At 39.2% G+C, this 15,116-nt stretch carries 10 protein-coding genes and 2 tRNA genes; 8 read left to right on the top strand and 4 right to left on the bottom strand.

The window, feature by feature from the left end; genetic code table 11:
• Position 1: 1 nt before the first annotated feature.
• From BLP81_RS10295 to BLP81_RS10280, 4 genes are all read left to right on the top strand, one after another.
• Positions 2 to 3,466 (top strand): efflux RND transporter permease subunit, encoded by a 3,465-nt coding sequence (locus BLP81_RS10295; protein ID WP_093368387.1) that lies wholly within the window; start codon positions 2 to 4, stop codon positions 3,464 to 3,466.
• Positions 3,467 to 3,519: 53 nt separating this feature from the next.
• Complete coding sequence (locus tag BLP81_RS10290; protein WP_093368386.1) at positions 3,520 to 3,816, top strand: thioredoxin family protein; 297 nt, start codon at positions 3,520 to 3,522, stop codon at positions 3,814 to 3,816.
• A gap of 102 nt (positions 3,817 to 3,918) precedes the next feature.
• A tRNA-Ser gene (locus BLP81_RS10285) sits at positions 3,919 to 4,002 on the top strand.
• A gap of 61 nt (positions 4,003 to 4,063) precedes the next feature.
• Positions 4,064 to 4,141: transfer RNA gene (locus BLP81_RS10280), tRNA-Pro, on the top strand.
• Between the two features lie 206 nt (positions 4,142 to 4,347).
• Here BLP81_RS10280 and BLP81_RS10275 read toward each other — a convergent pair.
• Together BLP81_RS10275 and BLP81_RS10270 are read right to left on the bottom strand one after the other, a co-directional pair.
• Positions 4,348 to 5,310, bottom strand: a complete 963-nt coding sequence (locus BLP81_RS10275; RefSeq protein WP_093368385.1) for a bile acid:sodium symporter family protein — start codon at positions 5,308 to 5,310, stop codon at positions 4,348 to 4,350.
• A gap of 76 nt (positions 5,311 to 5,386) precedes the next feature.
• Positions 5,387 to 6,238, bottom strand: coding sequence for a fructosamine kinase family protein (locus tag BLP81_RS10270; protein ID WP_245686454.1), 852 nt, complete (start codon positions 6,236 to 6,238; stop codon positions 5,387 to 5,389).
• Positions 6,239 to 6,595: 357 nt separating this feature from the next.
• Here BLP81_RS10270 and BLP81_RS10265 point away from each other — a divergent pair, with 357 nt between their 5' ends.
• Entirely contained in the window at positions 6,596 to 7,849 is a 1,254-nt protein-coding gene (locus BLP81_RS10265) for a membrane dipeptidase (RefSeq protein WP_093368384.1), read from the top strand.
• A 450-nt stretch (positions 7,850 to 8,299) separates the two neighbouring features.
• On the opposite strand, the gene BLP81_RS10260 is transcribed toward BLP81_RS10265, so the two are convergent.
• Positions 8,300 to 8,731, bottom strand: coding sequence for a hypothetical protein (locus BLP81_RS10260; protein ID WP_143002830.1), 432 nt, complete (start codon positions 8,729 to 8,731; stop codon positions 8,300 to 8,302).
• A 335-nt stretch (positions 8,732 to 9,066) separates the two neighbouring features.
• On the opposite strand from BLP81_RS10260, the gene BLP81_RS10255 reads away from it, so the two are divergent.
• The 3 genes from BLP81_RS10255 to BLP81_RS10245 all read left to right on the top strand — a co-directional run bounded on the left by BLP81_RS10255 (position 9,067) and on the right by BLP81_RS10245 (position 11,629).
• Positions 9,067 to 9,348, top strand: a complete 282-nt coding sequence (locus BLP81_RS10255; RefSeq protein WP_093368382.1) for a hypothetical protein — start codon at positions 9,067 to 9,069, stop codon at positions 9,346 to 9,348.
• A gap of 541 nt (positions 9,349 to 9,889) precedes the next feature.
• Positions 9,890 to 10,342, top strand: coding sequence for a DUF1569 domain-containing protein (locus BLP81_RS10250; protein ID WP_093368381.1), 453 nt, complete (start codon positions 9,890 to 9,892; stop codon positions 10,340 to 10,342).
• A 108-nt stretch (positions 10,343 to 10,450) separates the two neighbouring features.
• Entirely contained in the window at positions 10,451 to 11,629 is a 1,179-nt protein-coding gene (locus BLP81_RS10245; RefSeq protein WP_093368380.1) for a hypothetical protein, read from the top strand.
• A 433-nt stretch (positions 11,630 to 12,062) separates the two neighbouring features.
• Here the strand turns inward: BLP81_RS10245 and BLP81_RS10240 are convergent, their stop codons facing one another.
• Complete coding sequence (locus tag BLP81_RS10240; RefSeq protein WP_245686453.1) at positions 12,063 to 15,044, bottom strand: zinc-dependent metalloprotease; 2,982 nt, start codon at positions 15,042 to 15,044, stop codon at positions 12,063 to 12,065.
• Positions 15,045 to 15,116 lie beyond the last annotated feature (72 nt).

Below are 15,116 nucleotides of genomic sequence, written 5' to 3'. Positions count from 1 at the left end.
AATGGCAAAGAAAAACACCTATAAAGAATTTGGCATCTCCTCCTGGGCAATAGATAATAAAATGACAGTGTATGTCATTATTGCTATCATTTTATTTGGAGGTATCATGGCTTATTACACTATGCCAAGAGAAGACTTCCCCGAGGTTGTGGAGACCAAAATATACATTAGTTCTGTACAGCCAGGGACTTCAGTTGAGGATATAGAAAAGTTCATCACAGAACCTCTGGAAGAAGAGTTTAAGAATGTGAAAGGGGTAAGAGAAATTACCTCTACTACCATGCAGGACTACTCCATGGTCATTGTGGAGTTTGAAGAGGATATAGAAGTCCAGAATGCAAAGCAGCTTATTAAAGACAAGGTAGACCAGGTGAAATCGGAAACCACCTGGCCTACTTTAGATAACGGGGCAAAGGTAGAACCCAATGTCTTTGACCTCAATCTTTCTGAAGAAATTCCAATTTTAAATATCAGTTTTACAGGGAATTTCAACAAACAGCAATTAAAAGATCACGCAGAGCATCTTCAGGATAAAATTGAACTTTTACCTCAGATTAAAGAGGCCAAAATACGAGGTATAGACGATAAGGAAGTAGAAGTGGCCGTGGACATTTACAAAATGTCTGCCATGCAGGTAAGCTTCAACGATGTAATAGCAGCCATCCGAAATGAAAATAAAAATATTTCTGGCGGTAGTATTGTATCCAAGGGTATTGAAAAAACAATACGGGTTCTGGGGGAAATAGAATCTCCAGACGAACTCAACAACATCGTCATCAAAAACGACGGTGGTGAAGTCTATCTAAAAGATGTGGCTGATATAAATTTCCATACCAAAGATCCAACAACCTTCGCCAGAGATTACGGGGAACCCGTAGTGATGCTAGACATCAAAAAAAGGTCTGGTAAAAATATGATTGAGGCGATAGAAGAAATCAAAACTATTGTGGATAAGGAGAGGAAGTCCTATTATCCAGATAATTTGAACATCAGCTTATCCAATGATCAATCCATCAAAACAGAAAATCAGGTCAATGACTTAGTGAATAATATCATCTTTGGTGTTCTTCTTGTTATTATTGTATTGATGTTCTTCCTGGGGCTTAGAAATGCCCTTTTTGTAGGCGTGGCCATTCCTATGTCTATGCTTTTATCGCTTATTATTTTATCAGGTTTAGGTTTTACACTGAATACGATGGTACTCTTTGGTCTGGTGATGGGACTTGGTATGCTGGTGGACAACGGTATTGTAGTGGTAGAGAACGTGTATTCTCTGATGGACCAGGGCATGAGCAGAACAGCAGCAGCGAAGCAGGGCATTGGAGAAATCGCCTGGCCAATTATCGCATCGACTGCAACCACTTTGGCGGCTTTCTTTCCTCTGGGGCTCTGGCCGGGAACCATTGGTAAATTTATGATTTATTTTCCTATCACCTTATCTGTAGTGCTGGGCTCTTCCCTTTTTGTTGCTTTGGTTATCAATGCCATGCTGACTTCAGAATTTATGAAAGTAGAAGAGAAGAAACTGAAAGATAAACAGGTGATTCGTTGGAGTTTGATTTTGCTAGTTATCGGAATTTCATCCTTAATCGCCGGTTTTCTTCTGGACATTGGTGTGCTGAGAGGTGTCGGGAACCTGGCTATTTTAGCTTCGATTTTGCTTTGGGTTTATAAGCTATTTCTGCTTAAAGCCATTTACTTTTTTCAATTCAGATCGCTTAAAAGATTAGAGAATTTCTATGAAAAATCATTAAAATATGCCCTTCGTAAAAGGAATGCTTATCTGTTCTTTTTCGGAACTATAGGGATTTTGATTTTATCATTTGTACTGGTGTCTGTCGTTCAGCCTAAAGTGCTGTTTTTTCCTGAAAATCAGCCCAATCAAATCATGGCTTACATTGAATATCCTGAAGGCACCAATATCCATAAGACCAATGTCCTGACCAAAAAGGTGGAACAGCGTGTTTTTGAAGTCATCGAAAAATATGAAGATGAGGACGGTTACAACTTCATGGTAGAGTCCGCTATTTCTCAGGTGGGAAAAGGCGCGGGAAACCCAATGAACAGCACCGGCCAGGTTAATGACATGCCCAATCGAGGTAAGGTCACCTTGTCTATGCGAGAATTTAAGTTAAGAAGAGGTGTGAAAAGCAGCAAGGTTTTGGGGGAAGTTCGTGATGCCGTTAAAGGATTTCCCGGGGTTTCCATTATTGTAGAAAAAGACCAGGCTGGACCCCCTTCAGGCTATCCTATCAATATTGAACTCAAAGGAGAAGACTATAACCTTATGCTGGCTGAAGCTAAGCGTATGACCGAATACATCAATGCGACGGGCATAGAAGGAATTGAAGAACTGAAAATCGATGTCAATAAATCCAAGCCGGAACTGGACGTGACCGTTGATAAATTAAAGGCCGGGAAACTCGGGATCTCTTCTGCTCAGGTTGGGCAGGTGATCAGAAGATCCGTATTTGGAGAAGAGGCTTCAACCTATAAAGATAACGAGGAAGATTATCAAATCAATGTCAGATTTAATGAAGAATTGAGGTACGATGAGAATGCGATCTTCAACCAGCCCGTCACCTTCAGGAACACTAAAGGCCAAATAATACAAGTGCCTATTTCTGCTTTAGTTACAACCAAACCCGCTTCAACCTTTTCTGCCATCAAGAGAAAAGACCTGAAGCGTGTCATTACCATTTATTCCAATGTGCTTAGCGGTTATAATGGTAACGAAATCGTAAGTCAGCTGGAACAGGAACTAAAGTATTTCGATTTGGAAGAAAGCATCGATTATAAATTTACGGGTGAACAGGAGAAACAGGAAGAAAATTTAAACTTTTTAATTAAAGCCCTCTTGCTGGCTATCGGAGCAATACTTTTAATTCTTGTGGCGCAGTTCAACTCCATTTCCAAGCCTATCATCATCTTAATGGCCGTGGTCTTGAGTTTGGGTGGCGTCTTTTTTGGCCTGAGCATTTTTCAAATGGATTTTGTCATTATCATGACGATGATGGGAATTATTTCACTTGCTGGAATTGTGGTTAATAACGCTATTGTGCTGGTCGATTATACTCAGATTTTAATTGACCGCCGAAAGGAAAAACTGGATATGGAAGATGGTGAAATGCTGACCAGGCAGCAGTATTTTGAAGAAATCGTCGCTGGAGGAAAGTCCCGTCTTCGTCCGGTCTTGCTTACGGCAATTACCACCGTGTTGGGCTTGATTCCTCTGGCTGTCGGATTAAATGTTGATTTTTTCGGACTTTTTATAAATTATGCCCCTGACATTTATATCGGTGGAGACAATGTGATTTTCTGGGGACCCCTCGCCTGGACGGTTATCTTTGGGTTAATTTTCGCGACTTTCTTAACTCTAATCGTCGTTCCGGTTATGTTCTATTTAGTGACTCGAGCTAAATTAAAGTTCAAAAAACAACCGGAAACCACAAGTGTCTCCTCATAAAAGATTTGGTAAATGCCTTATTTTGAATTAATTTTAGATAAAATCAATAACAGATGACCAAATTTGGTGAACTCATTGATGAGCAAAAACCCATTTTGCTCAATTTCTTTGCAGACTGGAGTGAGGATTGTGAAAATATTCACGATCAGCTCAAAGATGTGAGTGCGGCATTGGGTGACAAAGCCAAGCTGATAAAAATTGATGCTGAAAAAAATGCTCAATTAGTTGAAGCTTTAAAAGTCAAAAAACTGCCCACCTATATGCTTTACAAAGCTGGGGAAATGGTATGGCGACAAAGCGGAAAGCTGGAGGCCAACGATCTTATCATCCTCCTTGAGGATAATTCTTGAAGCGAACTAAAGAAACTTCAAAATAATCTGATTTAGCTTTGTCAAAATCAAAAATGGACTTATATTTGCAACCGCAAAACGCGCAAGTTCTTAAAAAACATTGGAGAGGTGGCAGAGTGGTAATGCAGCAGATTGCTAATCTGTCGACGGTCAAACGTCGCCAGGGTTCGAGTCCCTGTCTCTCCGCTGATATATTAGATGAAGCGAGACCCATCTATACATAAAGTTTAAGTCACTATACATCACTCGGGGTGTAGCGTAGCCCGGTCATCGCGCCTGCTTTGGGAGCAGGAGGTCGCAGGTTCGAATCCTGCCACCCCGACCAAGAAAAGCCAGTAATCTTTTGATTACTGGCTTTTTTGTTATGAAATATTGAAAGTGATAACTTTCATAAATAAAATAACTAAAAAAGGTATAAGCACCGATAGGTGCTGGCTTTTCCTGAGCAACACCCCTACTCAGGATCACCGACCAAAGGGAGGTAATCCTGCCACCCCGACCAAGAAAAGCCAGTAATCATAAGTTCAAGGTTCAATTTCTTAATTTTCCTCCAGCCCTGGTAGCAATAAAGCTAATCACCAGAATTTGAAAGGCATGAAATATCATAAGGGGTAATAGCATTATTCCTAAAGCCATTGATTCCGGAAAGAGAACTTTTGAAAAAACAGTGCCGTGAACAAGTGATTTTTTTGTACCGCAAAACTGGGCTGTAATTTGATCTTCCCGATTAAAGTTTAACATTCTGGAAATATAGCCAATCGTAAAGTACACGATAAAAAATAAAAGCCCAACGCCAAGACCTATTAAAGCTAAATCAATAGCTTTTAGCCTGGTAAAGATATCTTCTTCAAAAGACTCAGCAAAGCTTTTATAGATAATCAGGAGTATGATGGATTTATCAAACCACGTTAAATAGGCAGAATACTTCAGAGCGAATCTACCCCAATATTTCTGCAAAAATAAACCCAATACGAGGGGAAGAAGTATTTCTATAAGGAGCTTCAGGTAAATATCGCCCAGACTATATTCCACACTCGACTGCTGCAGGAATATCCCAACCCATAGAGGAGTAATCAAAATACCTATCAACCCTGAGATACTAGCATTAAAGATAGCGGCGGGCATATTTCCCTTTGCCAGTGAGACCATAACGACAGAGGAAGATACCGTGGAAGGAAGTGCCGCTAAAAACAAAAAGGCCAGCCAAACAGATTCTGAGGTATCCCCCTGAAAAAAAGGGTAAACCATGATGACTAACAGAGGGAAAATCAAAAAGGTGGATAACTGAATAAGCAGGTGTAGTCTCCAGTTTTTTAGGCCGGAGACCAATTGTCTCAGACTTAATTTCAGACCATAAAAAAAGAATATCATTGAAATACCTATGCTCGCAATACGGTCTAGCGGAATCACACTTTCTTCCTCGCCAAACTGGGGAAAAAAGTAGGCGACAACAATAGTCAACACTACTGCCAGGACAAATTTATCAATCTTCATGTACAGAAATTCAAAAAATTAAAGCTACAAAACTACCTGAGTAATTCGAATTCAATCCTTATTGAGGTTGAAAATATTAAACATAGTACCCTATTAAATCCTTCGCCCGTTTGTAATAGCTTCCTCCAAAGATATTCACATGTACCAAAATATAATAAAGCTGCCATAAACCCATACGGTCTTCCCAATCCTTTTCAAAAGGAAAGGATTCCTGATAGGTTGTATACATCAGGTCATCGAAACCACCAAAGAGCTTCATCATCGCCAGATCCATTTCACGAGGAGCATAAGCCACAGCAGGGTCAATTAAGCAAGGTTTATTATTGGAATTGACCAAAAAATTACCAGACCAAAGGTCACCATGAATCAAGGCTGGTGGCTCATTGGGAATAATCTGATCCAGCTTTTGATATAATATCTCTATGTTCTCAAATTCATAACCTCTGTCCTTTGCCATTTGAAATTGAGGCTTTAAGCGCTTCTCCCTATAAAATTCTGAGGCAGTTGCTGCACTACGGTTATACTGAGGCAAACTTCCTATATAATTGTCTTCCATAAATCCAAAAGCCTCCTTCGTCTTGCGATGCAAATCGGCTAACTGCTGACCGAACAGCTCCCAAAATTCCTGATTGATCTGACCCGAAGGCTTATACTCCATCACTAAGTAAGTTTGAGAATTATAGTCAGCGTAGCCCAAAACCTCAGGAACATCAATCGCCTCAGTTGCGCGTAAAGCAGTTAATCCATTCGATTCCTTCTGAAACATCTTTGGAAAAACACTGGCTTTATTCACCTTGACGATAACATCATTGGTCTTGGCTTTTAAATGAAAAACAGAATTGATATCTCCGCCTCTTAAGGCCTGGGCTGATTTTATAGTGAAGCTGAAACGCTCTTCCAGGTGTTTTTTAAGGTCATTTGTAAGCATAGAAATGAAATGATTAACATAAAAGAAATCAGTTTGAAATTACAAAATAATAAAACTAAATCACATTTAAATTTAAGGATACCACTCTGTACCCGGAAAGCTATACTACAGAGTGTATAGCTGACTATGGATTGTACCGTCCTTCCGTTTCGGATTATTAGAAAGTAACTGTAAATCCTTTGCCTGCCGGAATCCTTTTCTTAGACATTTTTCCAGAGTTGCCGAACTGCCAGGACTATTTAAGTTTAGGTGCTGATAAAATTTGGCATCCATTCTGGCAGCATAGTCAGCAGTAGGAATCCACCAGTTTTTTTGACAAATTTTCTTAACTTCCCTGCCTTAACTTCAAACCATACCATGAAAAAAATAGTACTTATGCTTATGATCGCTTTTGCCGCGACAGCCTGCAAAACCGAACCTAAAGACCAGAAACCTATGTCTGAAGAACAGATACAGCAGAAGGCCGACTCCCTCGCTAAGGCTCTTATCATCACCGATGGTCACGTGGATCTTCCGTACTGGCTAAAGGGCCGGGGAATAGATAAAATAACACCTGAAAACGGGAGTCTTGTTATCGATGCGGGTGAAGGTGATTTTGATTATGACCGGGCAAAGCAGGGCGGACTTGATGCTCCTTTTATGTCGATCTACATTCCCGCAGGACTTCAGGAGACAGGTGGTGCAAAAGCCCTTGCCGATTCTCTTATCGATCTGGTTGCCTCTATGACTACAACCTATCCGGATAAATTTGCTCTGGCAGGAAGCCCGGCTGAAGTCCAGGAAAATTTTAAAGCAGGTAAGATTTCTCTGCCCATGGGTATGGAAAATGGTGCCCCTATAGGAACCCAAATTGAAAATGTAAACTATTTCTTTGACCGCGGCATCCGCTATATCACACTTACTCACAGTAAGGACAATCAGATATCAGATTCCAGCTACGACACTACCGCCACGCATCAGGGATTAAGTGGTTTTGGCCGTCTTGTGGTCCGTGAAATGAATAGCGTGGGAATCATGGTAGATGTGAGCCATATTTCTGACAATGCCTTTTACGATGTCATGGAAGAAACCAAGGTTCCCGTCATTGCCTCTCATTCTTCCTGCAGGCACTTTACACCTGGTTTTGAAAGAAATATGTCTGATACCCTGATCAAACGCCTTGCAGAAAACAAGGGCGTTATACAGATCAATTTTGGATCTAATTTCCTGGATGAAGCCTCTCAGAAAAGCCGGGATGAAAACCGGGAGAAGCTTAAGCAACTCCTGGAAGAAAAGGACCTGAGTTACGATGATGAGGCTGCAAAACCCATTATAGAGGAATTCAATACCAACAACCCTTACAACTATGCCGATGTGGAAAAAGTAGCCGACCATATAGACCACGTGGTCAACCTAGTGGGTATCGATTACGTGGGTCTGGGATCTGATTATGACGGTGTAGGCGATACCCTGCCTGAAGGTCTAAAGGATGTTTCCCAATTTCCTAATCTTATTGCAGAACTCATCCGCAGAGGCTATTCGGACGAAGATATTGCCAGGATCTGCCATAAGAACGTATTCAGGGTCTGGAATACCGTACTGGAATACGCACAATCCGGCGACAGCCAGTAATAATTAAATACTATAAATTGATCAACATTTCAGAGCCTGGTGAGAACCGGGCTTTTTAATGTCTTCCATTTCAGAAAGTAATAAGCTGGATAGAGATCCATTATGCCAGCTAACTTCATGGTTCAGGCTAATCTGCTGCAAAACCTGAGGGATGACGTATCAATTGCCGATGGATAAAATTATACTGAAAATGACAGTATTCGAAAATCACTGGTTCCTTATCAACTGCCTAAAGACACTCTAGAAAGAATTCAGTCTAAATATAATACTTAGTATCTAAAATAACAAAGCAGTTTTCAATCCCAGCATTTAAGTTTGAAGGAACATTGACTTCAACTTAAATCCTTTAATTATCATCGGGTTCCAGGACGGGGTTCTGAAATCAATTCTGGGATAAAGATGCATGTCGACATAAATTAAGCTGTCTCTATCCAAATTCAGCATAAAAACTCATTTTCGATGCCATTTGCTTGAAAAGAGCCAGATGGCTCCCTGCACAAAAGCGGTCATAAAGCAAATGAGTAAGGCGTTTCTTAAGGTCATATAATTACTCCCCATGATGAACGCATCGCCAAATGACCACAGATTTTTGGCTTCCCCAAGATTCAGGTAATGCCTTAGAAAAATAAAGGCGATGATTACTATAATATAATCCAGTACAAAAAGAACGTATTTCTTTTGAGTCCACTGGTAATAAGTGGCTGAGGAGGTGATCAACACCCAGGCGCACCAGATACTGATTTGAAAATTCCTGACAGAAAGACGAACGTCTTCTGCAGATTTCAGATCTGAAAAGGCAGCTTCTACCTTGATCAAATATAAAATGATAATAAACAGTCCAAGTCCTGTGACGATCCAGGGTATCCCTTTTTTCATTTTCATAGAGCTGTAATTTATATGAAATTCATACTTAGTATACAGAAAAAGAAACAAAAATGACCAGGTGTCATTAAAAAATAAATCTGACTCCTCAGTCTTTAAAATGAACCCTATACTCTACCACCTGTTCCATTTTAAGGAAAAATAAAATAGGCAGAGAGAAAGCATGTAATTATTTTTATCAAATCTAAATAAGTTTTATATTTGATGCGTATATTGATTTTTTAAATGACATCCTGTTCCGCCATCACCATTCTAAAAAACCAGTGATGGCGAACCCAGGCCCTAAATCTAAAGCCATGTGTGACACCACTATTTTATACTAAGATTCTGAATATTTGATTTCCCAATGCTCTTCCTGCGAAAAGGTCTGTGTCTATTTTCAACAGGTTATTATCGGTCTCAGTAAAGAAGAGTTTCTGGACTGGAACCTTTCTTTTTTCGCAATTCCTTTTGAGGAAAGGGCGTATATATTTCCTGACCAGCAGCTTAGAGTCATAGTCGACACTCCTTATCCGGATCTGCAGCTAACATTTAACAAAGCGCAATACAATCAACTTAAAGACGGAATACAGCAGGCCTTGAATATGATGAGCATTCAGGAACTGGTTGCTTTTTAATGTCAATTCTGTTCTTAACTCAAATAGCCAGGTTAGTCAAATAACTTTATTTAAAGACTGGATATCTCGAAGCATTAAAACGTGTTCTGCTTAAAGTCATTCTAAAAAATTAAAGCAATTTCACAGCTATATAAATCCAAACCAAAATTTCAAAGCTTAGGTCTTACAATCATTTGGGCTTTTCACTTCAGGATTTTGCATCAAATATCCAACTTTAAAACGATTTATAAGACATTTACTTAAAGCTTCCATTTAAATTTAAATCTTATATTTATGAGAGTAAAAGATAAGGCCTGTTTACATACCATTTTGAGTATTTAATATGGTTAAGAGAACGAAATTGCTTTTTTCTTATTTGACGCTGTGAATTTGCATAGTCCCGATCCCGATGCCTTTGGACGGGAGAAATTATGAACAAGAAAATAGATGGATAAATAATGAGTTGTATAGCGATATCTGATGTTTAACATAGTATAAATAGTTGGTGAGAGCAAATTAAAACCCAAAGATTTTAAACTTAAAGAATCTTAGAACCTATCCTATGAAATCTATCTTTGATAAAGAAGCTTACCAGGAACTTAGCTCTCGCTTAGAGGAGTTAACTCCGGGGCACCAAGCCAAGTGGGGTAAAATGAATGTTAACCAGATGCTGAGTCATTGCCAAAAAGTAATTCAGGTTGCTCTTGGTGAGAAAGACTTAAAACGTCCAAATTTCTTTGTTAGATTTCTCCTGCAATTCATGAACCCAATGCTCTATAATGATAAGGCATGGATAAAAGGTTTACCTACAGCCAAAGAATTTGTGATAAGCGATACTGAAGGATTTGAAACTGAAAAAGCCCAGCTTAAAGCATTAATGAAACGCATGCACTACTCAAAAGAATACTTTAAGCCTTCCAAGGAGCATCCCGTCTTTGGAAAAATGAAAGTTTGGATGTGGGGGCAGTCCGGATATAAACATCTGGACCACCACTTTCAGCAATTTGGAGTGTGATTTCCTTTTTAAAGCATTCCCTATAATTCATAAACACTGATTATCAAAACTTTATAATTCGTGGCATAAACTTTGGTTTTAGATGTTCACAACATTAAATCTAATGTCATGAAACGATTTATTTTTTTACTAGCAGGGTTTGTTTTTTTCACCACACCTGTTTGGGCAAATCATTCAGGTTATGAAATTGACTCAAGGTCCAATAATTGGAACAACAGTCAAAACCAGCCCTTTATTTTTATGGAAAATGGAATAGAATTTTCTGTCTTTCAAGATGGCCAGTTTGATTTTTTTATCCCCAATTACGGTCCTAATGTATCGGTGGGATTTAACATCGCGAATGTGAATTTCAGTTTCAATTCGGGCTATGACTATAACCCTTATGTACAATATGATGATTATGGTGCTATTATACAGATACAAAATACTCCTGTCTTCTACGACTATTATGGTCGTATACATCAAATAGGAAATATAGTAATCGACTACAATACCTATGGCTTGGTTAGTAGAATTGGTGGTTTACAACTCTTTTACAGAAACCATAGGGTTTGGAGACAAAGTGGATTTATAAATCATTCGAACAGGAGGTATGTAAGGAGACCCTGGCACAGGTATTATGCCATGCCTGTTGCTCAGTTCAGTTTGGTAAGCTTACAGCCCTACAGACAGTTCTACAGACCTGTAAGACATATTTATTACAGACCTTATGCGAATAACTTCAGAGATTTTGATTTGAATAGAAGACATTCAAATGCAAGGCAAAGAACTCACAATACGAGATCGCAAAGATATACTCAATCTCCCAGAAACAGAATGGAGAGAGATGTCAGATCCAATGTTCAAAGACGTCATAAGTCAATCCAGTCGATGCGAAATTCCAGAGTCTCTACGATTAAGCCTTCGAATAAAAGAAACTCTAGATCAATTTCAGAAAGAAATAACAGAACTCGCAGAGAGGTAACTTCAAGAGCTACTAGAAAAGCTCGAGAAATAGATTATACCAACAGGAGGAGTCCGGTTTCTAGACAAGCACGTAGAAACATGAATGCTGATAGAAGCGGTTCTCTAAACCTGAAAAAAAATGAACAGGCCAGAACACACGACAGAAAAGCAAATGAGGTTTCTGGAAGAACATCGAATAGAAATGCCAAGGTGAACAGAAAGACCTCTAGAAGAAATTCGGTCCAAACAAAACCTTCGTCATATAACAGAAGTGCCCATAAAACTGAGAGAGGCTCAAGACCTAAAGGAAATACTAGAGGCAAAAGATCGAGAAACCGCTAGTTATAGATTTTAAATTTTGGTTCTTACCCCTTTTTGGAATATCCAAAAAGGGGTTTCTTTTATATAAGTACTTAAGTTGACGCCGATTTTAAATACAAAAGACCTTCGAACTAAAACCCATTTTATAAAAAAATTAAACTCCGGCATAAAGGATTTTTAATTCTTTCCATCCATCTCCAGGATGATCCCTGTCATTAAGACCCTGTATTATTTGCAGGCCTTCACCCATTTTTTTTTGTGGAGTCTGCAATTCTGCTCATACCTGTTTTTTCACCTCGTCATTTACCCCGGATTCCGGATTGAAAGTAAGAGTTTGAACACTATCAACAAGTCTTCTACCAATAGGCCGGTTATTTCGGAGTCCGAAGAAAATTAGCTGATAGAATAAAAGCATAGAACATCTCTTCAAGTCAAAGATGTTTTCCGAAAATCCTTATTCAACGATGATCTTTTTGGTTATACTTCTGTATCCGTCACTTAGCTTTAAAAGAAAGACTCCAGAGGCAAATTGACTTAAATCCAATTCTTTCCTGAAGTCACCATACACATCATATTCATTTCTAAGTAGAAATCGGCCTCTTAAATCAAAGAGGGACAATTGAATTTTTGCACTTTTTTCAGTTGCAAATTGAATATTGAATACAGCCTGGCTAGGATTAGGATAGATAGATAGATTTTGAAATGAAAATGAATCTGAGCTTAAGGTAGAAAGTACATTTAACGTGTAGTCCTCGACTTCGCCGTCAAACCCATTCTCACAGGCTTTTGGAAAATCGCTGCTATTGCTAGGTATGTACTTTGTGGTCACTCGCATGGTTGTATTGCCCAAAACAGCATCTGTTGGCACAGTGAATATTACTGGAGAATTCGCTGTGGGTTGATTGGACAAATCAAAAGCACTGCCAAGATCATACTGTTCTCCAGGATCATCAAAACTGCAGTTCTTATTCCAGTCAATCCAAACGTAGGTCTTAGTCTGAAACTGGCCATCAGTATTCACATTAATCGAGAGTTCATATGGAGAATTTACTATCACATCTGTCACAATATTGGTAAAATCGCTATAACCTGCTGGTTTACCCGTATTAAGATTGCTCAAAATAGTAGTCCCCGCATCATTTATCATCACTCCCGTGGTACTTGTTTCATAGTTTGTATTAGCGATAGATTCACATCCGCCGGTTTTTATAGTGAGTTTAACGCTGGTCGTTTTAGTAATAGAAGTGGAGGTTCCTGTAATTTCAAGTGTATAATCCCCTGGATTTAGGTCTAACAGATTAGTCAAGTTCAGACTAAAACTCCCGTTGGCATCTAAATTAGACGGCGTAAATGAGTAATTTATAGGATTAGGACCAGAGACCGAAAATTCAGTTGTTTCTGAAAAGCCATTGGAGGTTTTAAAGTCAAATTCGTAGCTAGCAGTGTCTAAGTTGCAAACGCTTTTTTCTGGTGTTAATGAATTAATGGTAAAATCCGAGGAGGTTCCGACAGCAAAAGCATCTGTTACTGAATAGAAAATATGATCTGCTGCCTCAATTAGAATTCTTGCTGTTGATGTGTTGGCAATCGAGGGTAGAGTTACTACTACAGATCCAGTATTGGCAACCCCTAAAGCTAAGGGTGTAGAGAAATCTATACCATCTTCAGAAAAATAGATATTTACTGCTTTACAATTTATAGGCGAAATATTAGACTCACCAACTATCCAATTAAGGGTTTGGGTTGAACCGGAAGGCCATGTAGGTGGTGTAAGTACAACAAATGGAGTGGTATCCACGCTCGTAATAGTAACTTCTTCTGAATTACTATTACCTGCAGGCATAGAATTGTCTCTCACGGTAAGTAAAAAATTCATTTCTCTGGCTACAGAAGGAACTACCTCCCAGGTTGAAGATAAGGAACCGGAAAGCACAGTACTAAAGGAAGGCATATATCGATTGGGTGAAGTTGTAGGAGGTATAGAACGGAACAAGGGCCCTGAAGTCGAAGTGGATTGGGGTGGCATGGGCGCGGGAGTTCTATCGATCTGCTCCCAAACATAGGTGAGCACATCGCTATTATCCGGATCTGAACCGCTGCCTCTCAAGATAAAAGGGGTTGATTTTGGAATAAAATAATCGGAGCCTGCTTTAGCAACAGGAGCTGTATTTCCAGTTGTTGTTATGCTTGGACAATTGCTGCTATTTCCCAATGAAATGTTCAGCCACATTTCTTTTATGTTTTCTCCGTGAAAATAATCGTCACTATTCACCTGAACGTTTGGAGGACAAATCCCTGCATAGCTCATAATTGTAGAACCACTTCCAGGCTCTACAGAGACCGTACTTCTATTACAGTCGTTGTTTTGAGTATGATTCCCCCCGTATTGGTGCCCCATTTCATGAGCAACAATATCTATATCGAATGTATCTCCAGTCGGAAACGAGGATCCGCTTACCCCTCGCGCTTTAGAATTTGTACAAGGAGATCCCAGAGTAGCAACACCACCTCCTCCTGTACCAAACACATGCCCGATATCATAATTTGCAGAACCGATATTAGTGTCGCAAACCGTTTGATTTTCACTCAACATCGCAAACGTATCCTCATTTGTATATGGATCTGAATTTGTGTCCGGTCCAAGGAAAATAACATCTTCATTGTTGGCAACTAAAACCATCGTTAAACCTAAATCACGTTCAAAAACTCCATTTACACGAGTCATCGTTGAATTCATAGCAGCCATAACATCGGCTAAAGTTCCACCGTGAAATTGAGCGTATTCCACCGTAGAGGCTAAAGCCAATCTATAGGTTCTCAGTTTTCCATCATTAGCATTTTTTAAAGCTTTAAATTCTTCATTAGACATCAAATTTTTAAGGGGAATATATTCGGTCAGGCATTCAAAATCCTCTTTAGGCTTATCACCTGCAGAATTAATATAGCTGATATAGACGTTATCCATTAGCTGATAAGGCTCAATAAAAACTGTTTCTTCGCCTGATAACAGCATGGAGCTCAGTCCTTTTTCTTTAGACATACTAAAGCGAATACTCGAAGATGGATTATTAACTCCCCTGCCTGTATAAGACCGTATACCAGGAAATTTCTCCTGAAGCTCTGGCGTCATAACTGAAGCCTCCATTACTCTAAAAGACTCCAATACGCCCTCTGCATTTGGAAAGCTGATGATTTTTGAAGAGGTTTTGCTTTCACTTCGCCCGGGAACAGTGGCCAAGAACTCTTCCAGCCGTTTAGCATCCAAGATGAGATAGCTGCTCTTTTCTGGAATTGACCTGTTAAACTGAACTTTTTTCAGGTTATTCTTATCTACCTGAGTCCAAAATGAACTCCTATTTTGGGAAAAACCAGAATTGGCGAAAAAAAAGAAAGAAACTAGACTGATTATAATCCTGCTGTTATAAGATGACATCATAAATAGGTATAGATCTTGAATTAAACTAATAATTTATTATATATTACTTAGGAATTCTGTTTACAATTAAAT

The organism is Psychroflexus sediminis (assembly GCF_900099815.1).
Taxonomy (GTDB): Bacteria; Bacteroidota; Bacteroidia; order Flavobacteriales; family Flavobacteriaceae; genus Psychroflexus; species Psychroflexus sediminis.
Note: the sequence above shows the minus strand (reverse complement) of the source record. Positions and strands in the feature narration are given on the sequence as shown.